Source organism: Salegentibacter sp. BLCTC, from assembly GCF_015143665.1.
In the GTDB taxonomy this organism is placed as follows: domain Bacteria; phylum Bacteroidota; class Bacteroidia; order Flavobacteriales; family Flavobacteriaceae; genus Salegentibacter; species Salegentibacter maritimus.
Window position 1 is genome coordinate 1 of record NZ_WYEW01000025.1, and the last position, 1,468, is coordinate 1,468.

A 1,468-nucleotide genomic window follows, 5' to 3' on the forward strand; every position below is an offset into this window, starting at 1 on the left:
AATATCGGATCAATCTCAAAAGTTGGGTCTAGAGTGAAAAATAGTTTTCTTTGTAGATAAATATTATCCAGTGAATAAAGAGACTGACCTATCCCTGCTAAGCTTAATCCTTCCTGAAGGTTTATTAACGTATTTTGATATTGTTGGATTTGATAAAAAGGCCATTAAAGATCCACTGTACGTTAATCGACTGACCATTTATTTGGAAGAGAAAAAGGAAATCCCGGAAGCCTATAAAAACCACCAATACAAAGCTAGTGGCTTTATGGAACCTCGTATAATTGATGATTATCCAATCAGAGATAATCTGGTAAGCTTAAGCCTGAAGCGAAGACGTTGGGATGTTTTAGTAGATCAGAAGTGGATCAAAGTAAACCGGAGTTGGGGAGATTTTATTGCACAGGGTACTCGTCTTTCAAAAGAGTTCGCTGATTTTTTAAAAGAAGGCAACCGATAATACAGCTCTTAGCAGTCATCAGGTAGGAGGGTTCTTCGGAATTTCAGGTAAGAAATTTCAACGCCAGTATAAAAACCACCTAAGTCAATTTCAACACTGGGAACAAAAATCTCACGCCGGGAAATGGCTCTTATATCCTCAAAACATTGGAGCTTTTCTCTCTATTGATGAGACTGCCTTATCTCAGGGAGAACTCTATACCATAATCACCAATAAAGAGGCTAAGGGTAAGAAAGGAGCTTTGGTAAGCATCTTCAAAGGAACACGGGCAGAGCCAATCATTGATAGGCTTCTTAAACTCCCATCATCCATCCGCAATAAAGTTAAGGAGATAACCCTTGATATGGCGCACTCGATGAAGCATATTGCAAAAGTTTGTTTCCCTAAAGCTATCCAGGTAACTGATAGGTTCCACGTTCAAAAACTTGCCATAGAAGCATTACAAGAACTTCGCATAAAATACCGATGGGAAGCCATTGACCAGGAGAATGAGCAGATAAAGCAGGCAAAGACCACCCCCGGTAAAGCCTTCCTGCCAAAACTACTTCCCAACGGAGATAGCCAAAAGCAACTTCTGGCAAGAAGCAGGTATTTACTCTACAAATCAACAGAGAAGTGGACTAATAATCAAAAAGAAAGGGCAGCTATCTTATTTACCGAATATCCTGAAATAGAAAAAGCTTACAAGCTAGTAAACAACCTCAGGAATATCTTCAACCAAACAAAAAACAAAGGTATAGCCTTTACAAAACTAGCTCACTGGTATAAAGAAGTAGAAGAATCTGGTTTTAAAAGCTTCAAAACGGTAGCCAATAGCATTTACGTAAACTACCATTCTATATTAAACTACTTTACAAACCGAAGCACCAATGCTTCAGCTGAATCTTTTAATGCAAAAATAAAAGCCTTTAGAGCACAATTAAGAGGAGTAAGAAATACCGAGTTCTTCTTATTTCGACTTGAAAAATTATTTGCTTAAAAACTCAAAAACCCAGAAAATGGTCTTGATCC

Annotated in this window: 2 protein-coding genes; both read left to right on the plus strand. The window is 37.9% G+C overall.

Annotated elements, in window-relative coordinates:
• Positions 1 to 70 precede the first annotated feature (70 nt).
• Positions 71 to 457: a hypothetical protein gene (locus GUB10_RS15835; RefSeq protein ID WP_193712426.1), complete on the plus strand. Its 387-nt coding sequence runs from the start codon at positions 71 to 73 to the stop codon at positions 455 to 457.
• Between the two features lie 40 nt (positions 458 to 497).
• Positions 498 to 1,436, plus strand: a complete 939-nt coding sequence (locus GUB10_RS15840) for a transposase (protein ID WP_193712427.1) — start codon at positions 498 to 500, stop codon at positions 1,434 to 1,436.
• Positions 1,437 to 1,468 lie beyond the last annotated feature (32 nt).